Here is a 26,588-nt window from a genome sequence, read left to right as displayed (position 1 = left end):
CCCTCGCCGCTGGCGCGGCTCACCCCCCGAGGATATTTGGGCAGAGTGAAAGCGGCAGGGGGCGGCGGGGTGAGCCGCGCCGGTCAGTAGCCGGTCATCTCGAGATAGCCGCGCCCGCTGTGGGAGCCGGAGATCGTGATTGGCCCCTCCCAGTAGGGGACCGAGGTTCCCATCCAGGCGGCGTCGTTCATAGCCTCGACCGTCACGTCGAGATCTCGGGCCGGCAGTTCCAGCCGCCAGTCCACCGGGATCTCGCGCCCGGCGACCTCTGCCACGCGCAGGGGCGTCACGCGGAGCGCGCCGGGCGGCATCGGCGTGGGGCGGCCGTCGGGCTCGATCCAGGTGGCGCTGGTGTAGCCCGCACCGCCGTCGCGCAGGCGGAACCCCATGAGCCGCGCGCCGTCGTCGAACATGAGCGAGAACCAGTCCCAGCCGGTCTGGTCGGCCGCCAGCGGCTGCGAGGACCATTCGCGGTCCAGCCAGGCCTGGCCGGTAACGGCGATGGTCTCTCCCTCGATCTCGAGCTGGCCCTCGACCTCGTAGAAGGGCTGCGAATAATACCAGCTGGCCTGTCCGGCCGCCGATTTCACCGAATAGCCCTGTTCGCCCTGCGGGACGAGCGGGCCCTGCGCGGCGAGCCGCAGCGCGTAGCCGAAGCCCTCGCCCGCGGCCGAAAGCTCCAGCGCCGAGAGCGGATCGGCGCCGGGGGGGGCGGTGCCGGTCATGCGCCAGTCGTCGATCCAGGCCTCGAACGGCTCGGCCACCACGCCGGCCTGTCCGATCCCGCCGCGCCCGTAGCGTTCGGCGGCGAAGTGCCGGTCGGGCGTGGTCAGGGCGGCGTGGCCCAGCCAGAGTTGCGGACTGTCCCAGCCCGCGCCCTCGCGGGGGGCCAGGGCCGAGCGGAAGAGCGTCCACTGGATGCCGTAGTCGCGCCCGTCCTCGCCCGTCAGGACCGAGGTCAGGTACCACCACTCGATCCGGTAGTCGGGGTGGGGGCCGTGATCGCGCGGGAAGGCAAGTCCCGCGCCCCGCTCCGGGACGGCAAAGCCCTCGGCCGTGGCGCCGAGCCCGGCGAAGCCCTGGGCCGCGGTCGGCGGGGCACCAGGGATCAGGAAGAGGCCCGCCAGCGCCGCGGCAAGGGCGAAGCGGCCGCGGGCGGCGTGGTGTCTAGCGTTCATTGGCAAAGACCCTCAGCAGGTCAGCGGGGCGGAGACGGGCGAGACGGCGCACCGGCACGGCGGCGGCCAGCGCCGCGGCGCCGAGGGCCAGCGCGCCGAGTGTCAGCCAGTCGAGCGGGAAGACATGCATCGGCAGCCGCCAGCCGAAGGCCTGCACATTGACCACCGCCAGCAGCACCCAGGCGAGGGCGAGGCCGAGCGGCAGGGCCGCAACCAGCGTGCCGGACGCCAGAAGCAGCGTGCGCAGCATCTCGAGCCGCGCGAGGCGCGCCTTGGTGAGGCCCATCGCCCAGACCGGGGCGAGCTGGGGCAACCGCATTCCCGAGAGCACCATGAGGCTTGCAAACATCGCAAGCCCCGCCACCCCCAGCGTGAGCACGTTGAGCGCGGCGGTCACGGCGAAGGTGCGCTCGAACACCTGGAGGGAAAAGCCCTTGAGGCTGGCCTGGTCGATGAGTGTCTCGTCGGGAAGGTCGAAGGCCGCGCGCAACTCCTCGGCCAGCGCCTCCGCCCGTGCGGGCGCCACGCGGATGCCGTAGCGCCGGCGCTCGGCCTCGGGGTGGAGCGCGAAGAACCGGTCGATCCCGAGGATCACCTGCGCCGAGGGGTTGCCGTAGTCGCTGTAGATGGCGGCGATCCGGCCCTCCCAGCCCGGCAGGCGGATCGGGTCGCCGGGGGCGAGCCGTTCGCGCCGCGCCAATTGCTCGTTGACCAGCGCCCAGTCGCCGCCGGCCAGCCGGTCCCAGACGCCCGGCTCCTCGGCCAGAAGCGGCCAGTTCTCGCGGTAGGTGGCGTGATCGGCCATGCCGTAGAGCTGGGCGGGTTGGCCCAGAACCTCGGTCTCCGCCCGGACGATGGGCAGGACGGCCTCGGCCCGCGGCTCGAGCCAGTCGGCGATCCTGTCCGCGGTCACCTGGTCGGGGGCGCTGAGGTAGAGCTCGAAGGCGAGGCGCTGGTCGAGCCAGCCGGTGAAGGTCAGCCGGAAGCTCGAGACCATCGTGCCCACGCCGATATTGGCCGCAAGCGCGAGCAGCAGCGCCATCAGCGCGAGCGAGAGCCCGGGAAGCTGCTGGCGGGTGTCGGCCCAGAACCATTGGGCGATGGGCCCGCGCGCCGCGCGTTGCGCCAGCCGCAGGACGCCCGCCAGCAGCACCGGCAGCAGGAGCGCCGCGCCCAGAAGGAGCGCCGCCAGCAGCACGAAGGCCGCGACGACACCCCGGCCCCAGAGCAGCAGCGCCCCGGCGAGGATCAGCAGCCCGGCCGCCGCGGCCGCCTGCCGCAGGAGCGCGCGCTCGGAGGCGACGGCCCAGGCGCGGGGCTGGGCGGGCGCCAGAAGCGGCAGATGCGCCACGCGCCAGAGGCTCTGGCTGGCCGAGACGAGCGTGCCAAGGAGCGCGATCCCGAGGCCCGCCGCGGCCCAGCCCGGCCGAAAGGCCAGCGTCCCCGGCACCTCGGCGCCGTAGAGGCCGCGCAGGGTGGCCGCCACGTCGGGCAGCAGCAGCGCCGCCACCAGATAGCCGAGCGCGAGCCCCGCCACTCCGGCCAGCAGCGCGAACAGGACCAGCTCGGCCAGGAGGAGCCCCGTCAGCGTCCGCGCCGTTACGCCGAGCGCGCGCAGGGTGCGGAACATCGGTCGGCGCTGCTCGAAGGCAAGGCCGATGGCGGAATGGACGATGAAGAGACCGACGGCGAAGGACAGCAGCCCGAAGGCGGTCAGGTTCAGGTGGAAGCTGTCCGTGAGCCGCGCCACGTCGCTTTCGCTGTCCGGGGGCACGAGGCGCAGGCCCTCGGGCAGCTCTCCGGGCCGGGGGGCATCGGGGTCGAGGAGGAGGTGCGAGACCAGCCCCTCCATCCGCAGGAGCCGCTGGGCCTGACCGATGTCGATGAGCCCGGTGCCGGGCGGGATGCCCTGGGCTTCGCGCAGCGGCGGGAGATCGGCCCCCTCCATCCGGGCCAGCGTCTCGGGGGCGGCGAAGATCAGGCCGGGCGCGGTGAGGAAGGGCAGAAGCGCATCGCCCTCGCCGAACTCGACCTGCTGGGCCGGGGCCGGAAGGGTCAGCGGCTCGATCCCGATGAGCCGGAGGCTGCGGCGCTCGTCGATGCGCACCCGCCCCTCGATCACCGGCGAGACGCGCCAGCCCGCCCGGCGCAGGTCCACATAGGTCTCCTGCGGGATCGGCCCTTGGGCCGTGATGCGGGCCAGCCGGTCCTGCCCGAGCGTGGCCGCGGCCTCGGCGTAGCTGGCCCGTGCCTCGGCATTGATGGCCTGAACCCCCGACCAGAGGGCGGTGGCGAGGGCGAGCCCGAGAAGCAGCATGGCCAGTTGAAGCGGACTGCGCCGCCAGTGCGAGAGCAGCGCCGCGAGCGCGACCCTCATGCCACCCGACCCGCCGAAAGCTGCAACCGGCCGTGGAGCCGCCCCGCGAGCCGGGTGGAATGGGTGACCATCAGAAGCCCCGCTCCGGTCTGGCTGACGAGGCGCAGGAAAAGCGCCATCACCGCGTCGCCGGTCGCCTCGTCGAGATTGCCCGTCGGCTCGTCGGCCAGCACGAGGCGCGGCCGGGCCGCCAGCGTGCGGCCGATGGCCACCCGCTGCTGCTGTCCGCCCGAAAGCTGTTCGGGATAGCGGTGGAGGCAGGCCGTCAGACCGAGCGCATCGGCCAGCTCGGCCTGCCACTCGGGATCGTGCCGCCCAGCGAGCCTCGCCTGAAAGGCCAGGTTCGCGGCCACGTCGAGCGAGGGGATCAGGTTGAACTGCTGGAAGACGAGCCCCACGGTGCCGCGCCGCAGCCGGGCGCGCTCAGTGTCGCCGGCCTGCGAAATGTCGTGGCCGGCCACGACGATCCGGCCCTCGTCCGCCGAATCGAGCCCGGCCGCGAGGTGAAGGAGCGTGCTCTTGCCACTGCCGGACTCTCCCGTCAGCGCGAGGCTTTCCCCCGGCGCAAGGTTCATGTCCACGCCCGCGAGGACCTGAACCGGCCCCTCGCCCGTGGCGTAGCTTTTCCGCACTCCCTCGAGCGAGAGCAGTCTTTCCGAAGGATCGCTCACCAGCACCGTCCGCACCTTGTCCTCCGGCAGGCACCGGAGGTTCGCCCAGAGCTAGCACGGTGCGCGCCGGGTGCCAGAGGGGGATCGTCACGAGATGGTGGCCCGCGCGCCGCAGATCAGATCCGCACGAGATGGTTGTCCCAGGCGGCCGCGGCCCGCGCGAGCGGGGCGAAGCCCTCGCGGGTCAGGCGGGTGACGGCGCCGCCGCCGTCGGTGACGACGAAGCCGCCCGCGACGGGTGCCACGCCACAGGCGTCGGGGCGGGCGTGGCCCGCAACCGGCGCGCCCTCGGCGGTGAAGAGCTGGACGACCCCGCCGCGCGGCGAGGTGAGGGCGATGAGCCCCCCGGACCGGGCGATCGAGCCGGCATATCCGCGCATCGCGAAGAGATCCTCCTCGCGCGGGGGGCAGAGGCGCAGCGCCTCGCCGCGCCGATGCAGGCCCAGCAGCGGCACGGGTTCGGCGGGATCGCCCTCCCATTGCATCGCGAACGCCACCGTTCCGTCCCCGGCCAGCGCCAGATGGCGGATCGAGTTCTGACGCAGCTCCTCGGGCAGTTCGGCCTGTTCGAGGAGTGCGCCGTCGGGCGAGAGGTAGGAGAGGTTCGACCGCATCGTCTCGAGGTTAAGCTGCGAGCGGTCCTGCGGGTCGGTTTGGATGCCGCCATTGGCCACGACCAGCACCTCCGAGCCGGGCAGGCGGCGCAGCTCGTGTGGGCCCACGCCGCCCGAGGAGAACTCGCCCAGCCGGTGCCAGCCTGCCGTGTCCCAGAGGCCCACGATCCCCGCGGAACTCTCAGCCACCACTTCCGAGGTGTAGAGGACCGCGCCATCGGCGGAATAGGCGCCGTGCCCGTTGAACTGCCGACCCTCGGGCGGCGTGAGGCGGGCGCGGAGCGTGCCGCTCGCGCAGGCGATGACCAGCGCATAGGTGCCGGGCCGTCGGGCAAAGGCCACGGCCTCGGCGCGGGTCGGATGGGCGGCGGCGGCATGGCCGCGCGCGGGAAGCGGGATGGTGAAGACCGTCGCGCCCGCCTCGGTCAGGCCGAAGAGCGCGAAGGCGCCCGAGGGGAGGCGGGCGGCGGACAGGAAGGCCGGGCTGCCCGCGTCGGCCCAGCTCGGGCGGGACATGGCCGAGGCGATGAGCCCGGCAAGGACATGGCGGCGGGTGGCCACGTCAGTCTCCATCCGCGGCGTTGAAGCCCACGCTGACCCCGAGCGCGCCGCCGACCTCGGCCGCAAGCTGGTCGCGCAGGGCATGAAGGCGCTGCTGGAGGATCTCGATCCGCAACCGGCGCGAGGGATCGGCGGCGCCCTCGAACCGCGGATCATCGAGGGCCGCGGCCTGGCTTCGGGCGCGCTCGAAGCCCTCGCGGGTGCGCGGGCTGTCGGGGGCCAGTGCCAGCGCCAGCCGTTCGAGGGCGGCCAGCGACAGTTCGACATTGCGCTGGCTGCGGCCCGAGAGGCGCGCCTCGGCCCGTTCCGGGCGTGGGCGATCAAAGGTGCCGAGCGGTCGGCCGAGCCGTTGGTCGGCCGTGAACTCGAGCCCCGTCATCAGTTGGGTGAAGAGCGCCTGCCGCGCTTCGGCCTCGGTCAGGAAGCGATCGTTGCCGGGCGCGCCGGCCGAGAGCATCAGGGGCGCGAAGCTCTCGCGCCAGTCGGTCTCCAGCTCGACCGCCATGCGGGCAAGATCGGCCGCCGTGGCGCGCGTGAGGGCGCAGGCGGGCTCGCTCGCAAGGGCCGGATCGTAGAGCAGCCGCTCGAGCGCGAAGAGCCCGCGCGCCGCGACCGAAACTTCGGCGAAGCGTTCGGGTTCGAGGAGGGCCGGGTCGGCCGCCTCCAGAAGCCGGGCCTGCGTGCGCGCGCCGCTGCCCTTGGGGTCGGGCCAGAAGGCGATTGCGAGCGCGCGTCCGTCGGTCTCGGCCGGGCCGAGCCGCAGATGCGAAATGCCCATCCAGGCGTCGAACGCCGCATTCCAGGACGGACGCAGGGTCTCGGGGCGGCAGTCCGCCCGCGCGGCTTCATTGAGCGCCGCGGTGGCGGCGGTGAAGGCCGCGTGGCCCGGAAGGACCGTCTCGGACAGCGCCTCGGGCAGACCGGCCCGCGCGCCCGAGCCGAGGAAGGGCAGGGCAAGGAGGGCCAGGGCCGCGATGGACGTCCGCCACGGGTGCCGCATCAGAGATCCTCCACGAAGGCGACGAGGGCCGCACGGTCGGGGGCGGGCAGGGCCATGACGCGCGCGCGGGCGGCCTCGGCTTCGCCGCCGTGCCAGAGGATTGCCTCGAGGATCGTCCGCGCGCGGCCATCGTGCAGGAAGTTGGCGTGGCCGCTCACCTGCTCGGTCAGGCCGATGCCCCAGAGCGGCGCGGTGCGCCACTCGCGCCCCGTGGCCCGGCCCTCGGGGCGGCCGTCCGCCAGCCCCTCGCCCATGTCGTGGAGCAGCAGATCGGTGTAGGGCCAGATCAGCTGGAAGCTCTGCTCGGGCTGGTCCTTCAGCCGGTGAGTCACGAACTTGGGCACATGGCAGGCGGGACAGCCCGCCTCGTGGAAGAGTTGCTTGCCGCGCAGCACCTGCGGATCGTCCACCCGGCGCCTCTCGGGCACGGCGAGGTTGCGGGCGTAGAACGTCGTCAGTTCGAGCCCCTGCCGGTCGATCTCGAGACCGTCGCGCTTGCCTGGCTCGATCCCGTGGACCGCGGCGCGGCAGTCGGTCTGCGCCTCGGTGCATTCGCCCCAGGGCTCGGGGAAGAGGGCGTTCGCGATCCCCATGTCACCGGCAAAGGCCGAGGCGGACTGCTGCAGCACCGTGGGCGTCCCCGCCTTGAGGCCGAACCGGCCGAGCATGGGCGCATCCGCTTCGGCGGACCAGGTGATGCTGGGCCGGCCCGAGATGCCGTCGCCGTCCCGATCCTCGGGGTCGGCGTGGGCCAGGATGTCGGCGGCCGGAATGGCCTCGAGCAGCCCCAGCCCGATCATCTGCGGCGTGACGCGGGGCGAGAGCATCACATCCCCTGCCATCGGGCCGTAATTCAGATCCTCGACCGAGTAGTCGGGCTTGCGCAGCGTCACCACCGTGCCGTCATCGAGCGTGACGGGCAGCTCCTGCCAGTCGATCCGCATCCGGCCCTCGGGTGCCAGACCGGGGGCGGCAAAGTCCTGAAGCTGCCCGCCATAGGTGGGTTCGGCGCTGGTGGCGATCCAGTCCTCGATGCCCTCGGGCGAGGGACCGCCGGGAACGGAAAGGCGCAGGAACATCGAGACCGCCTCATCCTCGGGCCCCTCGGGCACATGGCCGCGGCCGTCCTTCAGGTGGCAGTTCTGGCAACCGCGGGCGTTGTAGAGCGGGCCGAGCCCGTCCGAGGCCTGCGTCGAGGAGGGGGCCGCCACCCACAGCTTGCGGAACAGCCCGTTGCCGAGCTTGAAATCCATCTCGCGCTCGAACGGCATGTTGCCCGAGGATTGCGAGAAGGCGTCGGCCGTGTCGCGGGCGCGCACGCTGGCCGCGCCGCCGGGCAGCGCCTCGAAGGGCTCGGGCTTCGAGAAATCGACGGGCGGTGCGAGAACGGCCGCAATCCGGGCGGTCTCGGCGGCCGTGCGGGGCAGGATGGTCAGGTTCGGCGGATCCAGAGGCTCGGCCGCGGCGGGAAAGGCGATGATCACCAGCAGGGCAGGCAGACGGGACATGAGGCGGGTTCCTTTCCCCGCCTGTCTCGCGCCATTTCCTGAGTCTTTCAATCGAAAATGTGGGCCGCGCGCAGCGCCCGCGCCGCGCACCCGGCTCAGTCGGCCTTGTCGGCGGATTTCGCGTTCAGAAGCCCGTAGTTCTGTTCGCCGATCGTGCCCATCAGGTCGAGCTGGGTCTCGAGATAGTCGATATGGCCCTCTTCATCGGCCAGAAGTTCCTCGAACAGGTTCTTGGTGACGTAGTCGCCGACCTTCTCGCAATGATCGCGCGCCTCGCGGTAGAGGTTGCGGGCGTCATGCTCGGCCGCGAGGTCGGCGTCGAGCGTCTCGCGCAGGTTCTGGCCGATGCGCAGCGGGTCGAGCCGCTGGAGGTTCGGGTGCCCCTCGAGGAAGATGATCCGCTCGATCAGCTTGTCGGCGTGGTGCATCTCTTCGATGCTCTCGGACCGCGACTTCGAGGCGATGCCGCCAAAGCCCCAGTCTTCCTGCAGCCGGTAATGCAGCCAGTACTGGCTGACGGCGGTGAGTTCCGAGCGGAGGGCTGCGTTCAGATAATCAATGACTTTTGCGTCACCCTGCATTCCCGTTCATTCCTGCGTTTGTGGCGCGACGGAGGTCGCGCAGGTTCACTGGCACCTCAAAACTGTCGCACTTCCGCATCGTGTCAAGAAAATGGGGCATGCAGCCGCCGCAGTCGGCCCGCTTGCCGAGGGCGCGGTAGATCTTGCCGGGCGTGACGATGGTCTCGGGGTCCGAGGCCCGCATCCAGTCGATGGCCGAGCGGATATCCTTGTCGGTGATGCCCATGCAGTGGCAGACGATCATCATTCTCTCCCGGCAGGTCTGGGTGCCGATTTAGCCGGGGCGCTTGGCGGTGACGTTGCGCCCCGGCAAGGTCAGGGGTTACTGGAAGACGGCGTTCGGATCATCGAGGCTGTCCGAGCCCTCGAACTCGATCTTCGCGAGCCCGAGAGCGGTGGTGGCCCGTTCGATCGAGGCGGTCTGGGTGACCAGCGCATCGACGGCGCCCATGATCAGCTCTTCGCCCCGCTTGTTGCCGGGCGCGAGCATCTGGTCGTAGGCCATGCCCTCTGCGGCGGCCGTCCGCAGCGCGTCGAGCCGCTCGAGCGTGGTGTCGAGCTGGCCCCGGAGCACCTCGTCCAGTCCGGTATCGGCCTCGGCCACGAGGTCCGAGAGCGACGGGCCCTCGACCCGGCTTCCGTCCACGCGCTCGTAGCGGCCGAGATAGACGTTCCGAATGCCGAGCCCGTCGTAGTAGTGGCTGTTGTGGGTGTTGTCCGAGAAGCAGTCATGCTCTTCCTCGGGGTCGTTGAGCATCAGGCCCAGCTTCATCCGCTCGCCCGCCTGCTCGCCGTAGGAGAGGCTGCCCATCCCGGTCAGCATGGCCTGAAGCCCGGCCGCGGGATCGGCGCTTACCGCCTCGCGCGCAGCGCCGCCCTCGGACCATTGCGCCACCATATATTCGAGGTCGCTGACCAGAAGGTCCGTGGCGGCCAGCAGATAGGCGCCCCGCCGGTCACAGTTGCCCCCCGTGCAGGCCCCGCCCGAGGCGTAATCGGTGAAGGGCCGGTTGCCGGCGCCCGCCTCGGTCCCGTTCAGATCCTGCCCCCAGAGCAGGAACTCGATGGCGTGATAGCCCGAGGCCACGTTCGCCTCGATCCCGTCCGCCTCGTGCAGCGTCCCGGAGATCAGCGCGGGGGTGATCTCGGTCGCATCCACCTCGGTCCCCGACAGGGTGAAGGTCGGCGTCGCGATCACGTTCAGCGTGGCGAGGTCGTTCTCCTCGGTCGCGCCGCCGTGGGTCGGATCCACATAGTCGATCAGCCCCTCGTCGAGCGGCCAGGCGTTCACCTTGCCTTCCCAGTCGTCCACGATCGGGTTGCCGAAGCGGAAGGCCTCGGACTGCTGGTAGGGCACGCGCGCGGCGATCCAGGCCGTGCGCGCGGCGGCCAGCGTCTGCTCCGAGGGCTGGGCCACGAGCGCCTTCACGGCCATCTGCAGGTCCCGCGCGGTGGCAAGGCTGTCGCCGTAGGTGGCTTCGGCGATGTCCGCGTAGGTTTCCACCACCTCGGCCCGCTCCACTGCAAGCGCGGGAAGCGGCAGGAGCGCGCAGGGTGCGGTGGCGGCGAGGGCGAGAAGACGTGATTTCATGGCTGCTCTCTGGCTGGAGGGGGCGGGAGGCGGGGCCGTCCCGCGCCCGGACGTCACTTGGTCAGAATCAGTTTGCCGGCGCGGGTGATGCGGAGGCAGTAGATCTGCCCGTCGAGGAGGATGCGGGCCTGGGCTCCGCCGTCGGTCAGCGCGCGAGCGTCGTGGACCGGAATCCCGGCCTCGATCAGCTCCATCGGATCGGTCATCGCGTTCATGCCAGGCGCTCCATGCGGTCGAAAAGCGAGGTGAGGGTGGAGCCGGCGGGCAGGAACCCCTCCAGCGCCTGGCGAAGCAGTTCGTTGAAGCCCGGGTCGGGCAGCGGTCGCATCATGGAACCTCCGTATCTGGCTGAAGGACTCCGGGCTGACCCTCTTGGGCTGGCTTGGACATTGGGGAAAGGTGACTGAATTAGTGGGTCATGTAAAGGCTGATTCTTTCTCTCGGAATAACTCCGCCCGCGACATAGTGGACCCTGTTGGCTTGCCGCCACATCTCACCGTCCGGCGGATTGCGGCGCGGGGATGGCTTTCCCATATCGCCCTCAGAAGCCAGCAGGAGGGAGCCGGAGATGAAGGACGCCGGATTTCTGCAGAACCGTGAACGCGGGATGCCGATGGTGAGGGGCCGTGTCCCCGCCTTCCCCGAAGCCGCTTCCAAGGGCTGTTGCGGTGACGGCGGACTGGCCGATCTGATCGCGGGGTTCCTCCTGGGTGATCCTGCGCGCTGCGCTGTGGCCGGGGCGGCCGCGCGCAAGGGAATCGTATCCCTGTCCTGCATGCTGGCGGGCCATGCCTGGGCCGACTGGCAGGACGGTGGAGGGGCGCCTCCGGCGCGGTCCGACGGATCTGCGGGGCTGGAGGAGGACGGCGGCGGATCGGCCGACGGGCTGTGCGAGCGGCTGTTGCAGGCGATGGTGGCGGGTGCCAAGGCGGGGGGGCGCGTCAGCCGCGAGGAGCGCAGGTTCATCCACCGGCGGCTGCGCGAGCTGGATCTGGAATGCGAGGCGCAGGCGCTGATCGCGGCCGAACTCGAGGCGCCGCTCGATGCGCGGCGGATCGCCCGCCTTGCGCGCAGCACCGAAGAGGCGGCGAGCATCTACGCGGCCTCGCTGCTCGCGGCGGGCCGTGGCGGCGGCGAAGGCAACGTCTATCTGGCCGATCTGGCGGGGATGCTGCAGCTGGACGCGGTGCTGATCACCCACCTGCAGCGGCGGGTGGCCAGCGCCGGGTCATTCGCGCTTCGTGAATGACGGGCCGGGCCGTTCAGCCCGGCACGCCGCCCGTGGCCTCCGTCACCTCGTCGGCGGCATCCTTGACCAGCGCGCCGAAGCGGTTGCTGTCGGACAGGCTGACGCGGAAGGCGGGGCCCGCGAGCGAGATGGCGGCCACCGGCTCGCCCAGGCTGTTGAACACGGGCGCTGCGACGGCGCGGATGCCTTCGGCGCTTTCCTGATCGTCCACCGCATAGCCGCGGTCGCGCGTGCGCGACAGGTCACGCATCAGGGTCGAGGCCGAGGTGATGGTGAGCGAGGTGAACTTGCCCAGCCCCTCGCGCTCGAGGATCGCCTGGACACGCTCTTCGGGATACCAGGCCAGCAGCGCCTTGCCGACGGCGGTCGCGTGCATCGGCCCCGAAGATCCTTCGGGAAAGAAGGCGCGGATCGCCTGCCTGGTCTCGACCTGCGACAGGTGCATCACCCGGCCGTCGGCTTCGATACCCAGAGCCGCCGTCTCGCCCGTGGCCCGCATCAGGCGCTCCATCGGCAGGCGGGCCCGCTCGACGAACTTCGCGCGCCGCAGGAAGGCCGAGCCGATGCGGAAGGCGCCGCCGCCGATGTGCCAGATCTGGCCCTGCTCCTCCATCTCGATCATCTGGTGGGCCTGAAGCGTGACCAGGGCGCGATAGACGGTGGCCGCGGCCTCTCCGCTCTCGGCGGCGAGTTCCGACAGCGTCATGCCCTCGGACTGGCTGAGCAATCGCAGCATCGCCAGCGCCCGGTCGAGCGACTGGACGGTGTTCTGTTCGGTCTTGTCCTCGGCCGCCTTGGGCCGACCTCGGGCGCGGCGGGTGGTGGCGGGGCTCGTCTGGACCATGTTCGGCGCCTCCGTCTGCTGGGTCACGCAAAAAAGCGTTCCGTCCCATGAAAAATGCTGCAGCTGCACTTTGCAAGCGCGAATGCGGCCGGGACGGCATCCGGGGCACGTTCGCGCCGATCGGATCACGCACGGAGGCCGGCCTGCGCGATGCGTGGGCAGGAAAAATGTTCTTGGTGCATGATGAAGCCTTCCGAATTACACTTTTCGGGCGACTCCATGGAACTGGAACAGGAGTCGGAAGTTGTAGATGGCGAGTCATTGCATCTGGGGGGAGGCAAGATGATCGACCAGTGTTCCTTGCATGTAACCGATCTGGAGCGGTCCCGCTCCTTCTATGACGCGGCATTGGGCCGGCTCGGCATCCCGACCGGCCGTCCCGAGCGCAGCGGCGTCCACTGGGCCCGTGAGGGCGGGGAAGCCTTCTCGATCAACGCGGTGCGGCCCGGACACAACGGCCGACAGGTGCGCGAGGCGCATCTGGCCTTCGTGGCGCGATCCCGCCCGGCGGTGGATGCGTTCCACGCCGCGGCGCTGCGTGCGGGAGGTCGGAACGACCGGGAGCCGGGCCTCCGCCCCGAGTATCACCCGAACTATTATGCGGCTCTGGTGCTCGATCCCGATGGCCACAGGATCGAGGCGGTCTGCCACGTTCCCGACTGAAGCCGAGGCGCCTGGGGTCAGGCGCCTCCTTTCGTTCGCGGCGCAGGGAGATCCGCGCCGTGTCCTCTGCCCGAAACCCTTGCGGGGACGGGCGACCGCGGCGCGGCGGCCCGCCCGTCAGCGATCGGCGATCATCCAGGGCTCTTCGAACCAGTGTTCTTCCAGATTGTCGCCCGGACCGATGCGGTCGAGGACGGCAAAGAGACCCGGTTCGGCAAGCGGCGTAAGGACGCCGTGCCATGTCCCGCGGTGCAGGTTGATGCCCTGTCCGGGGGCGGTGAGGAAGGCCCGCGGCGTGCCGGGCGCCCCGTCCGCATCCGGAGCCACGATCACGAGAAACGGATGTTCGGTCATCGGCAGAAAGGCTTGCGAGCCCTCGGGGTGGCGCTCGACCATCTCGAGCCGGTAGGGCAGCCGGCGCGGCTCTGCGCGAAAGATCGAGAGGCCGGCGCGTCCCGAAGCGCCGAAGTCGAGGCGGGCACGGTCATGCCAGCGGCCACAGAGGCCCTGGTTGATGAGCCGGTCCGGGGCGCCCTCGGCGGCGAGGAGATCGCCGAAGGGGGCGAAGGCTTCGGCCGACAGGGGTTCGGGGCGGATCGGGTGGCGGGACATGGAAGCTCCGGTTGGAGGGGAAGGCGGGGGGCTGTCTGCCCCCCGGCCCGGCTGCGCCGGGCTCCCCCCGAGGATATTTGGGCCAGAATGAAGGAGGCTCAGCGCCCGAAGGCGCCGGGGCCACGCAGTTTCGCGTGGCGGTTCACGTCCTTGTAGAGAAGGTAGCGGAACGGGCCGGGGCCGGCCGCGTAGCAGGCCTGCGGGCAGTAGGCGCGCAGCCACATGAAGTCGCCCGCCTCGACCTCGACCCAGTCGCGGTTGAGCTTGTAGACCGCCTTGCCCTCAAGGACGTAGAGCCCGTGCTCCATCACATGGGTTTCCTCGAAGGGAATGAGGCCCCCCGGCTGGAAGGTGACGATGTTCACATGCATGTCGTGGGCCAAATCGGCGGGATCGACGAAGCGCGTGGTGGCCCAGCGGCCGCCGGTGTCGGGCATGGGGCGCGGGGCGATCTCGCGCTCGTTGGTGACGAAGGCGGCGGGCGGGGCCACGCCGGCGGCGGGTTCGTAGAGCTTGCGGATCCAGTGGAAGCGGGCCGGCTCGTGGCTGCCGTTGTGCAGCCGCCAGCGGCAGCCGGCGGGGATGTAGGCGTAGCCGCCCGGCCCCAGCTCGTGCTCCTGCCCGTCGAGCGAGAGCCAGATCTCGCCGTGGGTGACGAAGAGGACCGACTGGGCCCCGGCCTCGGGGTCGGGCGCGTCCGAGCCGCCGCCGGGGGCGACCTCCATCACATATTGCGAGAAGGTCTCGGAAAAGCCGGTCATGGGCCGGGCGATCAACCAGAGCTTCGTGTGGGTCCAGCCGGGCAGGGCGCTGGTGACGATGTCCGAGAAGACGCCGCGCGGGATGAAGGCGTAGGCGTCGGTGAAGACGGCCCGCCCGGTCATGAGCTGGGTCTGGGGCGGCAGGCCGCCGGTGGGAGCGTGGTAGGAGGTCATTTCAGCATGTCCTGGAGCCGGAGTTCGGCGATGCGTTCCACCTGCCGGCAGGCGGTGGAAAATTCGGTGGCGCTGTCGTTGGCGAGGCGGGTCTGGAAGGCGGCGAGGATGCCCGCCTTGTCGTGGTCGCGCACCGCGATGATGAAGGGGAAGCCGTGTCGGGCGACATAGTCTCCGTTGAGGGCGGTGAAGCAGGCCCGCTCGTCATCCGTCAGCGCGTCGAGGCCGGCGCTTTGCTGCTCGGCGGAGGAGGCGGCCGTCAGCCGCCGCGCCTGGGCGAGCTTGCCGGCGAGATCGGGGTGGGCCTTGAGCACGTCGAGCCTCTCGGCGGGGGCGGCCGTGCGGAAGGCGCGTGCGAGCGCGTTGGCAAGGCCCGCGGCGCTGTCATGGGCGGGTCCGAGTTCCAGCTCGAAGGCGCGCTCGGCCACCCAGGGGGAATGTTCGTAGATCCCGCCGAAGCGGGCGACGAAGCTCTCGCGGTCCATCCGCGAGGGGCGCGGGCGGCGGCGGTGAGGGTGGACCGCGCGCCAGTGGCGGGCGATGTCGCCGCGGCGCGGGAACCAGACGCCGTCATGCCCGCGCGCGTAGTCGAGGAACCGCTTCAGCCCCGCGATCTTGCCGGGCCGCCCGATCAGTCGGCAATGGAGGCCGATCGAGAACATCTTCGCCTGACCCGCGCAGCCCTCGGCGTAGAGCGTGTCGAAGCTGTCGCGCAGGTAGGTGAAGAACTGCTCGCCCTCGATGTAGCCGGGGGCGGTGGCGAAGCGCATGTCGTTGGCCTCGAGCGTGTAGGGGATCACGAGCTGGTCGCGTTCGCCCGCCTCGATCCAGTAGGGCAGATCATCGTCGTAGGTGTCCGAGATCCAGTCGAAGCCGCCCTCTTCTGCGGTGAGCCGCACCGTATGGATCGAGCAGCGCCCCGTGTACCAGCCGCGCGGGCGCTCGCCCACCACCTCGGTGTGCAGGCGGATCGCCTCGGCAATCTGGCGCCGCTCTTCCTCCTCGGGCATGTCGCGGTGCTCGACCCATTTCAGCCCGTGCGAGGCGATCTCCCAGTCCGCCGCCTTCATGGCCGCCACCTGCTCGGGTGAGCGGGCGAGGGCCGTGGCCACGCCATAGACCGTCACGGGGATGTTCAGGCCGGTGAAGAGCCGGTGCAGCCGCCAGAAGCCCGCGCGCGCGCCGTAGTCGTAGATCGATTCCATGTTCCAGTGGCGCTGGCCCGGCCAGGGCTGCGCGCCGGCGATGTCCGACAGGAAGGCTTCCGACTGCGCATCGCCGTGCAGGAGGCAGTTCTCGCCGCCCTCCTCGTAGTTCAGCACGATCGAGACGGCGATCCGGGCGCCGCCGGGCCAGGCCGCATCGGGCGGATTGGGACCATGACCGCGCATGTCTCGGGGGTATCGGTTCATCGGACGCTCCTTGTTCCCGCAGCGCGGGGCCTGCGCAGGAAAGCGGGAAGCGGAGGCGCCCGCAAGTGCTTGCGCAAGATCGTGCGCCCTTTCGCGTGCCGTCGCGCGGCGACGCCTCATCTGGCGATCGCATCCGGCGGCGAAAGGCGGCACTCTGCCCCGGACAATGGAGGATCCGATGGGACGACTGACGACACATGTGCTGGATACCGCGACGGGCCGCCCGGCCGCCGGTGTGAGGATCACGCTCTACCGGCTGTCCGGCGCGGGCCGGGACAGGATCGGCGATGCGACGACGAACGTGGATGGCCGCACCGACGGGCCGCTGCTCGAGGGCGCGTCCATGGCGGAGGGGAGCTACGAGCTGGTCTTCGCGGCCGGAGATTACCTGCGCGGCACGGGGCAGGCGGGATCCGGCGTGCTCTTCCTGGACGAGATCCCGATCCGCTTCGGCATTTCGGATGTCTCGGGGCATTACCACGTGCCTCTCCTGCTCGCGCCCTACGGCTATTCCACCTATCGCGGCAGTTGATCCTGGCCCATGCCGCTGCTCCTCCGGGGTTCTGTCCGGCAATAAGTCGCACCTTCCGAGGGGGGTGTCCGATCAGGTTGACATTGCGCATGTAAGGGAATCGTTACAGGGTCATGGTGTTGAGAATTCGGTAAGGGCACCGGGCGGCAAGTGGCGCACGCACAAGCCAGCGGGATCTGCCGTTTTCGAAAGCCAGCGTGCAGGCCCTACACGCATCGAGGAAGCATATTCGGGAGAGTACCAAGTGACCGATGATCCGAAAAAGGTCTGGCCGAGCGGCCTGACGGTTGCCGAAGCGGAAGAGGTGCACAAGCAGCTCATCCTTGGCACCCGCGTGTTCGGCGGCATGGCCCTGATCGCGCATTTCCTGGCGGCGGCGGCAACGCCGTGGCTCGGCTGAGGGAGAAGTAAAGATGAACAACTCGAAGATGTGGCTGACGGTCAATCCGAACCTCGGCATTCCGCTGCTGCTGGGTTCCGTGGCTCTCGGTTCGGTGGCCGTCCATGCGGCCGTCCTGACCACGACCCCGTGGATCGCCGACTACTACCAGGGCTCGGCACCGCGCGCTGTCGTGGCGGTTCCGGCGGAAGAGGCCGTCGCTGTCGAGGAAGTGGCCGCGGTCGAGGAAGCCGCTCCGGCAGCCGAGGAAGTGGCTCCGGTCGAGGAAGCGGCTGTCGAGGAGGCCGCTCCGGTCGAGGAAGCCGCCGCTCCGGTTGAGGAAGCCGCCGCTCCGGTCGAGGAAGCCGCCGCTCCGGCCGAAGAGGCCGCTCCGGTTGAGGAAGCCGCCGCTCCGGCCGAAGAGGCCGCTCCGGTCGAGGAAGCCGCCGCTCCGGCCGAAGAGGCCGCTCCGGTTGAGGAAGCCGCCGCTCCGGCGGAAGAGGCTGCTCCGGTTGAGGAAGCTGTCGTGGCGGAAGAGGCGGCTCCTGCCGCCGAGCCGGTTGCCGAAGCCGCGGCCGCCGAGGAAGCTGCTCCGGTGGCGGAAGTGGCCGCCGCTCCGGCAGCCATGTCGCTGGTGGACATCGCCGCCAAGCTGAACGCGCTGGGCTACTCGGTCGAGTCGGTCTCGAAGACCGAAGGCGGCTATGTCGTCAACATGACCGACGCCAACGGCATGCCGGTTGCGGCGACCCTGGACCCGGTCACCGGGCTGCCGGTCGTGCCGGTCGCGCAGTAAGCGCCTGCGAACGGACTGGAAGAGGCCGCCCGAGAGGGGCGGCCTTTTTCGTTTGCGCCGTATCGCTGTCCGCCCCCGCGGGCTGATCCGGTATACCTTGGCATACCGGGCTTTTCTCCAGCGGGCTTTTCCGCTATGCGGGGCGTGATCAATCATTCCGGGAGCCTCACCATGTCGAAGATCAAGGTAGCCAACCCCGTCGTCGAACTCGACGGCGACGAGATGACCCGCATCATCTGGGACTTCATCAAGCAGAAGCTGATCCTGCCCTACCTCGACATCGACCTGCATTACTACGATCTCGGCATCGAGGAGCGCGACCGCACCGAGGACCAGATCACCATCGACGCGGCCAACGCGATCAAGCAGTACGGCGTCGGCGTGAAATGCGCGACCATCACCCCCGACGAGGCGCGGGTCGAGGAGTTCGGCCTGAAGTCGATGTGGAAAAGCCCGAACGGCACCATCCGCAACATCCTCGGCGGGGTGATCTTCCGCCAGCCGATCATCTGCAAGAACGTGCCGCGCCTCGTGCCGGGCTGGACGAAGCCGATCGTCGTCGGCCGCCACGCCTTCGGCGACCAGTACCGCGCCACCGACTTCCGCTTCCCCGGCAAGGGCAAGCTCACGCTCAAGTTCGTGGGCGAGGACGGCACGGTGATCGAGCGCGAGGTCTTCGACGCGCCGGGCTCGGGCGTGACCATGGCGATGTACAACCTCGACGAGTCGATCCTCGACTTCGCGCGGGCCTCGATGAACTACGGGCTGAACCTCGGCTGGCCGGTCTATCTCTCGACCAAGAACACCATCCTCAAGGCCTATGACGGCCGCTTCAAGGACCTCTTCCAGAAGGTCTATGAGGAGGAATTTGCCGACAGGTTCAAGGCCGCGGGCATCACCTACGAGCACCGGCTGATCGACGACATGGTGGCCTCGGCGCTGAAATGGTCGGGCGGCTATGTCTGGGCCTGCAAGAACTACGATGGCGACGTGCAGTCGGACACGGTGGCGCAGGGCTTCGGCTCGCTCGGGCTGATGACGAGCGTGCTGATGACGCCGGACGGCAAGACGGTGGAGGCCGAGGCCGCGCATGGCACGGTGACGCGGCACTACCGCCAGCACCAGGCGGGCAAGGAGACCTCGACCAACTCGATCGCCTCGATCTTCGCCTGGACGGGCGGGCTCAAGCACCGGGCGAAGCTCGACGACAACGCGGAACTCATGCGCTTCGCCGAGACGCTGGAGCGGGTGACGGTGCAGGCGGTCGAGGACGGGTTCATGACCAAGGATCTCGCGCTTCTGGTGGGGCCGGACCAGAAGTGGCTGACGACGATGGGCTATCTGGAAAAGGTGGACGAATATCTCGACCGCGCCCTCGGCGCCTGAGATGCGCCGAAAGCCGGGGGGCTGTCTGCCCCCCGGACCCCCCGAGGATATTTTTCCAGAGTGAAAGTGCGAAGGGGCCGGCCTTCCGTGGGGCATCGCTTGTGCGGCCGTTCCGGCTGATGTTTGCGAGGGACGTGGCTGTTGGGGGGGCTTTGCAGACGGGGCGGGGCGCGTGGATCAATCCAGTCCTGCAACGTGCGCCCTGAGACGGACCAGCGCCAGCACCGTATCCACCGTGGGCGTCGGCAGCCCGAGAATGCGCCCCAGTTCGGCCACCGAGCCCACCAGCGCCTCGATCTCCATCGGGCGGCGGGCCTCGAGATCCTGAAGCATCGAGGTCCGGTGCGCACCCACCGCCGCGCCGCCGTCGATCCGGCGTTCGACGTCGATGGGAAACCGCACCCCGAGCCGCTCGGCGATCTCCTGCGCCTCGAGCATCATGTTCCGGGCGACGGATCGGGTTCCGGGATCGGTGCAGAGCCGGTCGAGGGTCGCGCCGGTCAGCGCCGAGATCGGGTTGAACGACAGGTTGCCCCAGAGCTTGAGCCAGATCTCGTCGCGCAGCCGGGGCCGGACGGGCGCCTTGAGCCCTGCGGCCGTCAGCGCCTCGGACAGCCGCAGGGCGCGTTCGGACCGTTCGCCCGAGGGCTCTCCGAGCGAGAAGCGGTGGCCTTCGAGGTGGCGGACCACGCCGGGTTCGACCACTTCGGCCGCGGGATAGACCACGCAGCCCAGCACGCGGTCCGGGCCGAACCCCTGCCACTGGAGGCCGCCCGGATCGACGCTGTCCAGTCGGCGACCTTCGAAGGGACCGCCGTGACGGTGGAAATACCACCAGGGCAGGCCGTTCACGCCCGAGACGAGCGTGCCGGAGGCGCCGAGCAGCGCGGCCACCTGCGGCACCACGGCCGGGACGGAATGGGCCTTGAGCGTGAGGATCACATAGTCCTGCGGGCCAAGCTCGGCGGGGTCGGTGGCGGCGCGCACCGGCAGGGTCCGTGTCGCGTCCCCCTCGATCAGCGTGAGGCCGCGGGCCTGCATCGCCTGAAGATGCGGCCCCCGCGCGACCAGCGAGACGTCGGCGCCCGCAGCCGCGAGCCTGGCGCCGAGATAGCCGCCGATCGCGCCGGCGCCGAAGATGCAGATCCTCATGCCGGGCTCACCAGCCCGAGCTTTTCGGCCAGACCGATCCGCTGCAGCTTGCCGGTCGCGCCCTTGGGGATCTCCTCGAGCAGCAGCACGCGGCGCGGCACCTTGAAGTCGGCGAGCCGGGCGGCGCAGAAGGCGCGGATCGAGGCTTCGTCGGCGGCCATGCCCTCACGCAGGACGACGGCCGCCGCCACCTCCTCGCCCAGCCTGGGGTGGGGCAGGGCGAAAGTCACGACCTGCTGGACGGCCGGGTGGTCCATCAGCACGCCATCCACCTCGAGCGGCGAGATCTTCTCGCCACCGCGGTTGATGATCTCCTTGAGCCGCCCCGTGATCGTGAGATAGCCCTCGGGGTCGAAGCGGCCCTGATCGCCGGTGCGGAACCAGCGCTGGCCTTCGGCTTCGAAGAAGCTTGCGGCATTGGCGGCCTCGTTGGCCTCGTAGCCAGGGGTCACGTTCGGGCCCGAGATCACCACCTCGCCCAAGCCGTCGATCAGCCGGTTCCCGGCCTCGTCCGCGATCCGCACCTGCGGGCCGGCCGGCAGGCCCACCGAGCCGGGCTTCTGCGCGCGCGGCGGCAGCGGGTTCGAGGTCATCTGGTGGGCGGCCTCGGTCATGCCATAGGCCTCGATCACCGGGGCGCCGAAGGTCGTCGCGAGCGCCTCCATCACCTGCGCGGGCAGCGAGGCCGAGGAGGAGCGGATGAATCGCAGGGGCGCGCGTTCGATCGCATCGGCGTTGCGGGCGGCGCGGGCGAGGATCGCCTGGTGCATCGTGGGGACGGCCGTGTACCAGGTCGGGCGGGCGGTCTCGAGCCAGCCGAAGAACTTCAGCGCGTCGAAGCCCGGGGCGCACCAGACGGAGGCACCGGCCGCGAGGCTGGCGGCCACGGAGGCCACGAGCCCGTGGATGTGGAACAGGGGCATCATGTTGAGGCCGCGATCGTGGGCCGTCAGCGCCAGCGAGGTCGCGACATGATGGGCCGAGGCCGCGAGGTTGCGGTGCAGGAGCGGCACGATCTTGGGCCGCGAGGTGGTGCCGGACGTGTGCAGGATCAGCGCCACGTCGCGCGGCCGGGCCGTGTCACGGTCGGGCTCGCCGGGGGCGACGCTTTCGGCCCGCAGCGAGAACCAGCCCGCCGGATCGGCCGCATCATGGCCAAGCCGCAGGACGGCAAGGCCCAGGCGGAGGGCCGCGGTGAGCGCGGGGCCGTCATATCCCTCGGGCAGGACGATGGCCCGGGCGCCGAGATCCGACAAGTGGAACTCGAACTCCTCGAGCCTGTAGCCGGGGTTCAGGGGGGCCGTCACCGCGCCTTGCGCGATGGCCACGAAGGCCGTGGCCATCTCGGGCCCGTTCGGCAGCACGATGGCCACGCGGTCGCCGCGGCCCACCCCCGCGGCGTGAAGCGCCGCCACGGAATGGCTCGCCAGATCGCGCAGGCCGCCGTAGGTCAGCCAGGGCCGGTCGGGGGCGCCCACGGCCAGGCCGTCGTTGCGGTGGAAGGCGAAGAGGTCCGACAGGCTTGCGGTCATGGGCTGTTCCTTTGACAGTCGCGGGGGCGTGGGTCGCCCTCTGGCGCGCCGCCATCGGGGCGCGGTCACGAACCATCTCGCGCCGCAATCGCGGCGCGGTCAAGGGAGCATCCTCGCTGCGCGGCAGCGACACCGGACCGCCTTGGCCCTGGCGAAGGCAGGGGATCAGACCACCTCGACCCGCAGCGCGCCGAGCCCGTCGATGTGGGCCTCCATCACGTCGCCGCGCACCACGGCACCCACCCCTGCGGGGGTGCCCGTCAGGATCACGTCGCCCGCCGCCAGCGCGAAATGGCGCGAGAGGACGGCGATCATCTCGGGCACCTTCCAGATCATCTGGTTGAGGTCGCCTTCCTGACGCAGTTCGCCATTGACCGTCAGCGCGATGCGCCCCGCCTGCGGGTGTCCGGTCGCCGAGGCCGGATGGACGGGGCCCACCGGCGCGGAATGTTCAAAGGCCTTTCCAACCTCCCAGGGCCGGCCGGCCTTCTTGGCTTCGGCCTGCCGGTCGCGCCGCGTCATGTCGAGGGCCACCGCATAGCCCCAGACATGGCGCATGGCCTCGTCCACCGGGATGTCCGTTCCGCCAGAGCCGAGCATCACCGCCAGTTCGACCTCGTGATGCACGTCCGAGCTTTCGGGCGGGTAGGGGAAGCGGCCGGACGGATCGAGGTTGTCGGGGTTCTTCTGGAAGAAGAAGGGCGGCTCGCGGTCGGGATCGCCGCCCATCTCGACGGCATGGGCGGCGTAGTTGCGGCCGATGCAGAAGACACGCCGCACCGGGAACATCGCGTCGGTGCCGACGACGGGCAGGCAGGGCACGGCGGGCGGGGCAAAGACATGGGCAGGCATCGGATCTCCTCGGTGGTCGCGCTTGGTGCAGGATGGGGCAGGGCCTGCGAGGGGCCCGGGGCGGGTCACAGGCTCGCCATGGCCTCGGCCGCAATGGTGAACGAGCGCCGGCGGGCCTCGGGGTCGTGGATCTGGCCGGTGAAGATCACCTCGTCGGGCCGGTGCCGTTCGATCAGTTCGGCGAGCTGGCGCCGCACCGTCTCGGGGCCTCCGGTGGCCGAAACCGCCAGCGCCTGATCGACAAGGCGCAGCATGGCGGGCTCGACATGGGCCGCGATGTCCTCGACCGGGCGGGGCAGCTTGCCCGGCCGGCCGCTGCGCAGATTGGCAAAGGCAAGCTGGGCCGAACTGCGGAGATAGCGGCCCTCGTCGTCATCGGCTCCGGCAAAGATGTTGATCGCGATCATGGACCGCGGCCGGTCGAGTTCGGGCGAGGGGCGGAAGGTCTGGCGATAGGCCGCCAGCGCCGTCTCGAGGGCGGGAGGGGCGAAATGCGAGGCGAAAGCGTAGGGCAGCCCGAAATGGGCGGCAAGCTGCGCCCCGTAGAGGCTCGAGCCCAGGATCCAGATCGGCACGCGCGTTCCTTCGCCCGGTACGGCCTGTATGGCGCCGGGCTCGGCCTCGCCGAAGTAGCGCTGCAACTCCAGCACATCGGCCGGGAAGTTGTCGGTCACGTCGAGATTGCGCCGCAGCGCCTGCGCGGTGCGGGCGTCGGTGCCCGGAGCGCGCCCGAGCCCGAGGTCGATTCGGTCGGGATGGAGCGTGGCCAGCGTTCCGAAGGCTTCAGCCACCATCAGCGGCGCGTGGTTCGGCAGCATGATCCCGCCCGAGCCCACGCGGATGCGCGAGGTGTGAGCGGCGACATGGCCGATCAGCACCGCCGTTGCGGCCGAGGCGATGCCCGGCATGGCATGGTGTTCGGCAAGCCAGAAGCGGCTGTAGCCGAGCGCCTCGGCGTGGCGCGCAAGCTCTGTGGTCTGGCCGAGCGCGGCGGCGATCGTGGCGCCCTCGGGCACCGGGGCAAGATCGAGGACGGAATAGGGGATCATGGCAGGTTCCTTTGCCCTTGTGCGGGCTCCGATGGCCCTCGCGCCGGGCGTGCGCCCCGGGGCGGGGCATGTGCTGCGGCCGGAACGACCGGACGGGACCTCAGCCCGGTTCGGATCTGAGGGGGCGGATTGCGGAGGGCAGAGGCTCGGGCGGTGGCCGGGGGATCGGATCGGCCTCCTCGGCCTCGGCGATGTCGATCTCGCGCTGCCACTCGCGCCACATCGAGACGAGCAGCGCCATCAGCACCGGGCCCACGAACAGGCCGACGATGCCCATGGTCTCGATCCCGCCGACAAGGCCGAAGAAGGTGGGCAGGAAGGGCAGCTTGACCGGCCCGCCGACGAGCACCGGACGGATGGTCTTGTCCACGATGAACAGCTCGATCGTGCCCCAGAGGAAGAGGCCGAGCCCCGCCCAGGGCGAGCCGCTGGCCGCGAGATAGGAGGAGGCGGCGACGACGCAGAACGGAGCGCCCCCCGGCACCAGCGCCATGAAACCCGTGATGACGCCCAGCGTCACCGGCGAGGGCATCCCGGCGATCCAGTAGGCGGTGCCGAGCACCACGCCCTCGCCCATCGCGATCAGCGTCATGCCGGTCACGGTCGAACTGATCGTGGCCGGCACCACGCGCGAGATCCTGTCCCACCGGTCGGGCAGGATGCGGCTGCCCACGCGGTCCACCTGCGCCGCGATCCGCTCGCCGTCGCGGTAGAAGATGAAGAGCGCGATCAGCATGAAGAGCAGCGTCAGCGCGAGGTGGAAGGCGAGCGTGCCCGCCGTCAGGATCCCGCGCGAGATCGTGCCGATGTTGGCGCCCGAGACGAGTTGGACCATCTCGCTGATCGCGCCCGGCTCGCCGATATAGGCGCGCCACTTCTCGCCGATCCAGGGCCCGACATGGGGCAGCGTCTCGAGCCAGACCGGCGGCGGTGCACCGAGGCTGTTGGTGTTGATCGCCCAGCCGATCCAGGACTGCAACTCACGGAAGGCATAGAGCAGCGCCATCATGACCGGGATCACAAGAAAGCCCACGATCATCATCAGCAGCAAGGCCCCAGCCCCGGCGCGGCCGATCGGCAGCGACCGCTCGAGCCTCTGCAGCAGCGGCCAGCTTGCGAAGGCGATGATGACAGCCGCCAGCACCGGCACGAGGAAGCCGTGGAAGAAATAGACCGACGCCGCCAGAATCAGCAGGAGCAGCCAGCGCGCCGCCGAAATGTCGGTGATGAGCGGCTTGCGTGCGCGTTTGAGCCGATCCTGTCGGTCACTCAGCGCTTCGGATTTCGTCTCGTTCATCGCGGTGCCGGCCGTGCCTCCCTGGTGGCGACTGGGCGCCGCCAGATCCTATTTAAGCAAAGATCGGCAGGATGCACCTCCGCAGGCGCGGTTCGAGACGAAAAAACAGGTGGCTCAGGCGGTGCGCCTGCGCTCCTGCCGCGCCGAGAGGCGGGTCATGACGCTGGGCATGACATTGGCCAGCAGGAAGTCGGGGTTGATCCGCTTGCCGCAGAACTGCGAGGCCGGCATGCGGCAGGCCCGCATCGAGCAGCATTCGGCGTTGTGCGGGCACGCCACGCCCGCCACCGAAGCCGTCAGTTGCGACAGATGCCGGAAGCCGGCATCGGCGCCGGCCTCCTTCAGCATCGACGGCGCCAGCTGCGCCAGCCCGCCGCCGATCAGGATCCGCTGCTCGGGCAGGTCCCGGCGGGCGCGCAGCGCCGCGATCAGCCGCAGCGTCTCGCGGTCATGGTCGGTCCCTTCGAGAAGGCTGGGCGCCACGACCAGCGTCGCGGTGCGCGTGGCCCTGAGCCGCCCGATCAGATCCTCGGCGCTTTCGGGGTGAAGGATCGAGGTGGACCAGCCCGCCGCGCGCAGCATCTCGCCGGCAAGCGCCGCCTCGAGGATCGGCGTCTGCCCCGGAACGGCGGTCACGGTCACCGCGCCCACGCTGTTCTGCGGGTCGGGGAGGTGGTGGATGCGCCGAAGCACCATCTGCAGGGCCGAGCAGGCAAGCGTCAGGCGCAGCCGCGTCGTGCGGTCCTCGGCCAGGTCGCGCAGCATCCGCTCGGCGCAGGTTTCGTAGAGGCGGGCAAAGTCGGCCGCCGTCGGCGCATGGGCGCGCAGCAGCGACTCGATCTCGGCGATGCGGCCGAGCGGGTCGGCCAGGAGCAGGTCACACAGCCGCGCGACCGCCTCGGCCCGGGCCGAGCGGCGGGCCGGTCCGTCGTGCAGCGGGTAGATGGTGGCGGTGCCCTCGTCCATCTCGGAGGCAAGGCTGCGGGCAGCGCAGACGTCGGAAAGGAAATGGCCCACGGTGGCGATCCTGTCGAAGGAGAGACTGTCGGTGCCCTCGGGCAGCAGGCTGCGGCCCACGGCGACGATCTGCCGGCCGTCGGTGATCCCGAGGCTGCGCAGGTCGCTTTCGGGGCAGGAGAGCTGCATGTGCCATCCGGCAAAGCGGCGCTCGGTGGCGGGTTCCTTCGCCAGCAGTTCGAACCCGGAATGGCGCCCGTCCCGCAGGATGCCGTCGAGAAGCCCGTTCACCGCATCGGCCGGCCCTTCGAGCCACTGCAGGAAGCGGCCGTCCGCATAGAAGAGCGCGCCGGTGATCTGCAGTTCGGCGTTTCGCCGGCGCGAGGCTTCGACGATGTCGATGAGATCGCCCATGGTGAGGCTGGGGGCCGCGAGGCTGCGGTAACAGCAAGAGATCAGATCCGAGCCCGCCATCGCGACCTTCGCCTCTCGTTCCTTGACCATCCCTCGCCCCTTAATGCCGTGGGGATTCAGAAACAACCTTGCCCTCGGCGCAGGCCACCGCCTGCGTCAATTCGCCTGATCCGTCTCTGTCCTGCTGCTCTCCGGGCGTTCCCGCGCCTCGGAGGATGTCGTCTTCCGGGACCTCCGGCGGCAGATGAACCTGCCCGGCGATCCGCTCGCCTCCGAACCCTGGTGTTCCAGGCGAGGGCAGGCGGTGCGGGCCATCGACGGCCGTTCCCAGCTGCATTCGCCTCACTCGCACGATGGCCGCAAGCATCGGTTCCGACAGGGATCGAGTCAAGGATCGGTCGGGGGGGTGCGTCAACATATACCTGAGATGGTCTTTTTACGCGCGG

Annotated in this window: 26 protein-coding genes; 6 read left to right on the top strand and 20 right to left on the bottom strand. The window is 70.3% G+C overall.

All coding sequences use genetic code 11. From position 1 onward, the window contains the following. Positions 1–83 precede the first annotated feature (83 nt). From LV780_RS12765 to hemP, 10 genes are all read right to left on the bottom strand, one after another. The gene (locus tag LV780_RS12765) at positions 84–1,178 is read right to left on the bottom strand and encodes a lipocalin-like domain-containing protein (RefSeq protein WP_108221354.1); all 1,095 of its coding nucleotides are present in this window, start codon (positions 1,176–1,178) and stop codon (positions 84–86) included. Continuing rightward, complete coding sequence (locus LV780_RS12760; RefSeq protein WP_108221355.1) at positions 1,168–3,555, bottom strand: ABC transporter permease; 2,388 nt, start codon at positions 3,553–3,555, stop codon at positions 1,168–1,170. Before LV780_RS12760 ends, LV780_RS12765 begins: the two co-directional genes overlap by 11 nt. Beyond that, a complete protein-coding gene (locus tag LV780_RS12755; protein WP_108221356.1) occupies positions 3,552–4,241 on the bottom strand; it encodes an ABC transporter ATP-binding protein in 690 nt (229 codons plus the stop codon). Before LV780_RS12755 ends, LV780_RS12760 begins: the two co-directional genes overlap by 4 nt. Before the next feature lie 101 nt (positions 4,242–4,342). Beyond that, positions 4,343–5,401, bottom strand: a complete 1,059-nt coding sequence (locus LV780_RS12750; RefSeq protein ID WP_108221357.1) for a DUF1513 domain-containing protein — start codon at positions 5,399–5,401, stop codon at positions 4,343–4,345. Position 5,402: 1 nt separating this feature from the next. Beyond that, positions 5,403–6,401: an imelysin family protein gene (locus tag LV780_RS12745; RefSeq protein ID WP_108221358.1), complete on the bottom strand. Its 999-nt coding sequence runs from the start codon at positions 6,399–6,401 to the stop codon at positions 5,403–5,405. Beyond that, complete coding sequence (locus LV780_RS12740) at positions 6,401–7,909, bottom strand: di-heme oxidoreductase family protein (protein WP_108221359.1); 1,509 nt, start codon at positions 7,907–7,909, stop codon at positions 6,401–6,403. The genes LV780_RS12745 and LV780_RS12740 overlap by 1 nt, the downstream gene beginning before the upstream one ends. 95 nt (positions 7,910–8,004) lie before the next feature. Further along, the gene (gene bfr, locus LV780_RS12735; protein ID WP_011909969.1) at positions 8,005–8,490 is read right to left on the bottom strand and encodes a bacterioferritin; all 486 of its coding nucleotides are present in this window, start codon (positions 8,488–8,490) and stop codon (positions 8,005–8,007) included. Continuing rightward, positions 8,480–8,734 carry a (2Fe-2S)-binding protein gene (locus tag LV780_RS12730; RefSeq protein WP_011909970.1) on the bottom strand — a complete coding sequence of 85 codons (255 nt, stop codon included), beginning with the start codon at positions 8,732–8,734 and terminating at the stop codon, positions 8,480–8,482. Before LV780_RS12730 ends, bfr begins: the two co-directional genes overlap by 11 nt. A gap of 78 nt (positions 8,735–8,812) precedes the next feature. Then, on the bottom strand, positions 8,813–10,081 hold the full coding sequence (locus tag LV780_RS12725) for an imelysin family protein (RefSeq protein ID WP_108221360.1): 1,269 nt from the start codon (positions 10,079–10,081) through the stop codon (positions 8,813–8,815). A 53-nt stretch (positions 10,082–10,134) separates the two neighbouring features. After that, positions 10,135–10,296 carry a hemin uptake protein HemP gene (gene hemP / locus LV780_RS12720; RefSeq protein WP_011909972.1) on the bottom strand — a complete coding sequence of 54 codons (162 nt, stop codon included), beginning with the start codon at positions 10,294–10,296 and terminating at the stop codon, positions 10,135–10,137. Positions 10,297–10,649: 353 nt separating this feature from the next. On the opposite strand from hemP, the gene LV780_RS12715 reads away from it, so the two are divergent. Next, positions 10,650–11,330, top strand: a complete 681-nt coding sequence (locus LV780_RS12715) for a DUF533 domain-containing protein (protein WP_108221361.1) — start codon at positions 10,650–10,652, stop codon at positions 11,328–11,330. Positions 11,331–11,343: 13 nt separating this feature from the next. Here LV780_RS12715 and bhcR read toward each other — a convergent pair whose 3' ends face one another. Beyond that, the gene (gene bhcR / locus LV780_RS12710; protein WP_101341404.1) at positions 11,344–12,174 is read right to left on the bottom strand and encodes an HTH-type transcriptional regulator BhcR; all 831 of its coding nucleotides are present in this window, start codon (positions 12,172–12,174) and stop codon (positions 11,344–11,346) included. Positions 12,175–12,456: 282 nt separating this feature from the next. Between bhcR and LV780_RS12705 the strand changes: the two genes are divergently transcribed. Next, positions 12,457–12,837, top strand: a complete 381-nt coding sequence (locus tag LV780_RS12705) for a VOC family protein (protein WP_011909975.1) — start codon at positions 12,457–12,459, stop codon at positions 12,835–12,837. Positions 12,838–12,954: 117 nt separating this feature from the next. Here LV780_RS12705 and LV780_RS12700 read toward each other — a convergent pair whose 3' ends face one another. From LV780_RS12700 to puuE, 3 genes are all read right to left on the bottom strand, one after another. After that, positions 12,955–13,449 (bottom strand): ureidoglycolate lyase, encoded by a 495-nt coding sequence (locus LV780_RS12700; RefSeq protein ID WP_011909976.1) that lies wholly within the window; start codon positions 13,447–13,449, stop codon positions 12,955–12,957. A 98-nt stretch (positions 13,450–13,547) separates the two neighbouring features. After that, a complete protein-coding gene (locus LV780_RS12695) occupies positions 13,548–14,384 on the bottom strand; it encodes a bifunctional allantoicase/(S)-ureidoglycine aminohydrolase (RefSeq protein WP_011909977.1) in 837 nt (278 codons plus the stop codon). After that, on the bottom strand, positions 14,381–15,796 hold the full coding sequence (gene puuE / locus LV780_RS12690; protein ID WP_108221362.1) for an allantoinase PuuE: 1,416 nt from the start codon (positions 15,794–15,796) through the stop codon (positions 14,381–14,383). Before puuE ends, LV780_RS12695 begins: the two co-directional genes overlap by 4 nt. A gap of 178 nt (positions 15,797–15,974) precedes the next feature. Between puuE and uraH the strand changes: the two genes are divergently transcribed. The 4 genes from uraH to LV780_RS12670 all read left to right on the top strand — a co-directional run bounded on the left by uraH (position 15,975) and on the right by LV780_RS12670 (position 18,889). Next, complete coding sequence (gene uraH, locus LV780_RS12685; RefSeq protein ID WP_108221363.1) at positions 15,975–16,328, top strand: hydroxyisourate hydrolase; 354 nt, start codon at positions 15,975–15,977, stop codon at positions 16,326–16,328. A gap of 244 nt (positions 16,329–16,572) precedes the next feature. Next, positions 16,573–16,728, top strand: a complete 156-nt coding sequence (gene pufB, locus LV780_RS12680) for a light-harvesting antenna LH1, beta subunit (protein ID WP_011909980.1) — start codon at positions 16,573–16,575, stop codon at positions 16,726–16,728. A gap of 13 nt (positions 16,729–16,741) precedes the next feature. Then, entirely contained in the window at positions 16,742–17,503 is a 762-nt protein-coding gene (locus LV780_RS12675; RefSeq protein ID WP_108221364.1) for a light-harvesting protein, read from the top strand. A gap of 171 nt (positions 17,504–17,674) precedes the next feature. Next, the gene (locus LV780_RS12670) at positions 17,675–18,889 is read left to right on the top strand and encodes an NADP-dependent isocitrate dehydrogenase (RefSeq protein ID WP_108222811.1); all 1,215 of its coding nucleotides are present in this window, start codon (positions 17,675–17,677) and stop codon (positions 18,887–18,889) included. Positions 18,890–19,066: 177 nt separating this feature from the next. On the opposite strand, the gene LV780_RS12665 is transcribed toward LV780_RS12670, so the two are convergent. The 6 genes from LV780_RS12665 to LV780_RS12640 all read right to left on the bottom strand — a co-directional run bounded on the left by LV780_RS12665 (position 19,067) and on the right by LV780_RS12640 (position 26,232). Next, positions 19,067–20,041: a 2-dehydropantoate 2-reductase gene (locus LV780_RS12665; protein ID WP_180325197.1), complete on the bottom strand. Its 975-nt coding sequence runs from the start codon at positions 20,039–20,041 to the stop codon at positions 19,067–19,069. Then, the gene (locus LV780_RS12660) at positions 20,038–21,573 is read right to left on the bottom strand and encodes an acyl--CoA ligase (RefSeq protein WP_108222622.1); all 1,536 of its coding nucleotides are present in this window, start codon (positions 21,571–21,573) and stop codon (positions 20,038–20,040) included. Before LV780_RS12660 ends, LV780_RS12665 begins: the two co-directional genes overlap by 4 nt. 165 nt (positions 21,574–21,738) lie before the next feature. Continuing rightward, the gene (locus tag LV780_RS12655) at positions 21,739–22,425 is read right to left on the bottom strand and encodes a fumarylacetoacetate hydrolase family protein (RefSeq protein ID WP_108222623.1); all 687 of its coding nucleotides are present in this window, start codon (positions 22,423–22,425) and stop codon (positions 21,739–21,741) included. Positions 22,426–22,490: 65 nt separating this feature from the next. Next, positions 22,491–23,474, bottom strand: coding sequence for an LLM class flavin-dependent oxidoreductase (locus LV780_RS12650; RefSeq protein WP_108222624.1), 984 nt, complete (start codon positions 23,472–23,474; stop codon positions 22,491–22,493). Between the two features lie 100 nt (positions 23,475–23,574). Next, complete coding sequence (locus tag LV780_RS12645; protein ID WP_011909987.1) at positions 23,575–24,771, bottom strand: AI-2E family transporter; 1,197 nt, start codon at positions 24,769–24,771, stop codon at positions 23,575–23,577. Between the two features lie 114 nt (positions 24,772–24,885). Beyond that, a complete protein-coding gene (locus LV780_RS12640; RefSeq protein ID WP_101341605.1) occupies positions 24,886–26,232 on the bottom strand; it encodes a BLUF domain-containing protein in 1,347 nt (448 codons plus the stop codon). Between the last annotated feature and the right edge of the window lie 356 nt (positions 26,233–26,588).

The sequence above is a fragment of the Cereibacter azotoformans genome (assembly GCF_021391315.1).
Lineage (GTDB): Bacteria > Pseudomonadota > Alphaproteobacteria > Rhodobacterales > Rhodobacteraceae > Cereibacter_A > Cereibacter_A azotoformans.
The sequence above is the reverse complement of the archived record's forward strand: the minus strand, read 5'-3'. Positions and strand labels throughout refer to the sequence as shown.

Bases quoted from the DNA above. Each gene is read 5' to 3' on its own strand.
- LV780_RS12765 (WP_108221354.1), bottom strand. From the start codon at position 1,178: ATGAACGCTAGACACCACGCCGCCCGCGGCCGCTTCGCCCTTGCCGCG.
- LV780_RS12760 (WP_108221355.1), bottom strand. From the start codon at position 3,555: ATGAGGGTCGCGCTCGCGGCGCTGCTCTCGCACTGGCGGCGCAGTCCG.
- LV780_RS12745 (WP_108221358.1), bottom strand. From the start codon at position 6,401: ATGCGGCACCCGTGGCGGACGTCCATCGCGGCCCTGGCCCTCCTTGCC.
- LV780_RS12740 (WP_108221359.1), bottom strand. From the start codon at position 7,909: ATGTCCCGTCTGCCTGCCCTGCTGGTGATCATCGCCTTTCCCGCCGCG.
- bfr (WP_011909969.1), bottom strand. From the start codon at position 8,490: ATGCAGGGTGACGCAAAAGTCATTGATTATCTGAACGCAGCCCTCCGC.
- LV780_RS12730 (WP_011909970.1), bottom strand. From the start codon at position 8,734: ATGATCGTCTGCCACTGCATGGGCATCACCGACAAGGATATCCGCTCG.
- LV780_RS12725 (WP_108221360.1), bottom strand. From the start codon at position 10,081: ATGAAATCACGTCTTCTCGCCCTCGCCGCCACCGCACCCTGCGCGCTC.
- hemP (WP_011909972.1), bottom strand. From the start codon at position 10,296: ATGAACGCGATGACCGATCCGATGGAGCTGATCGAGGCCGGGATTCCG.
- LV780_RS12715 (WP_108221361.1), top strand. From the start codon at position 10,650: ATGAAGGACGCCGGATTTCTGCAGAACCGTGAACGCGGGATGCCGATG.
- bhcR (WP_101341404.1), bottom strand. From the start codon at position 12,174: ATGGTCCAGACGAGCCCCGCCACCACCCGCCGCGCCCGAGGTCGGCCC.
- LV780_RS12705 (WP_011909975.1), top strand. From the start codon at position 12,457: ATGATCGACCAGTGTTCCTTGCATGTAACCGATCTGGAGCGGTCCCGC.
- LV780_RS12700 (WP_011909976.1), bottom strand. From the start codon at position 13,449: ATGTCCCGCCACCCGATCCGCCCCGAACCCCTGTCGGCCGAAGCCTTC.
- LV780_RS12695 (WP_011909977.1), bottom strand. From the start codon at position 14,384: ATGACCTCCTACCACGCTCCCACCGGCGGCCTGCCGCCCCAGACCCAG.
- puuE (WP_108221362.1), bottom strand. From the start codon at position 15,796: ATGAACCGATACCCCCGAGACATGCGCGGTCATGGTCCCAATCCGCCC.
- uraH (WP_108221363.1), top strand. From the start codon at position 15,975: ATGGGACGACTGACGACACATGTGCTGGATACCGCGACGGGCCGCCCG.
- LV780_RS12675 (WP_108221364.1), top strand. From the start codon at position 16,742: ATGAACAACTCGAAGATGTGGCTGACGGTCAATCCGAACCTCGGCATT.
- LV780_RS12670 (WP_108222811.1), top strand. From the start codon at position 17,675: ATGTCGAAGATCAAGGTAGCCAACCCCGTCGTCGAACTCGACGGCGAC.
- LV780_RS12665 (WP_180325197.1), bottom strand. From the start codon at position 20,041: ATGAGGATCTGCATCTTCGGCGCCGGCGCGATCGGCGGCTATCTCGGC.
- LV780_RS12660 (WP_108222622.1), bottom strand. From the start codon at position 21,573: ATGACCGCAAGCCTGTCGGACCTCTTCGCCTTCCACCGCAACGACGGC.
- LV780_RS12655 (WP_108222623.1), bottom strand. From the start codon at position 22,425: ATGCCTGCCCATGTCTTTGCCCCGCCCGCCGTGCCCTGCCTGCCCGTC.
- LV780_RS12650 (WP_108222624.1), bottom strand. From the start codon at position 23,474: ATGATCCCCTATTCCGTCCTCGATCTTGCCCCGGTGCCCGAGGGCGCC.
- LV780_RS12645 (WP_011909987.1), bottom strand. From the start codon at position 24,771: ATGAACGAGACGAAATCCGAAGCGCTGAGTGACCGACAGGATCGGCTC.
- LV780_RS12640 (WP_101341605.1), bottom strand. From the start codon at position 26,232: ATGGTCAAGGAACGAGAGGCGAAGGTCGCGATGGCGGGCTCGGATCTG.